Annotated in this window: 1 protein-coding gene; it reads right to left on the bottom strand. The window is 67.0% G+C overall.

Translation table 11 applies throughout. The annotated features are described in order from the left end of the window. Nucleotides 1-212: IS3 family transposase (locus RM531_RS16040; RefSeq protein ID WP_311660735.1), on the bottom strand; the 212-nt coding region annotated here is incomplete at both ends.

Here is a 212-nt window from a genome sequence, read left to right as displayed (position 1 = left end):
TCCGTGACCCACTTGGTCTCCGGCTCGGCGGCGGCGAAGTCTCTTTGCAGATGATTGCCGATACCCACAGGCCGGATGCCCGGCTTGCCGCGACCCCGGCCCTTTTTGCGAGGCCAGCCCTGGAGACCGTGACGAGCCATCAGGCGGGCGACGCGATTCAGGCTCACGGTTTCGCCTTCGTGCACGAGATCCTCCTGCATGCGAGGCGCGCC

Origin of the sequence: Spectribacter acetivorans (assembly GCF_031846305.1) — a bacterium.
GTDB classification, from domain to species: Bacteria; Pseudomonadota; Gammaproteobacteria; order Nevskiales; family Salinisphaeraceae; genus Spectribacter; species Spectribacter acetivorans.
This window is presented reverse-complemented; position numbering and strand designations above follow the sequence as displayed.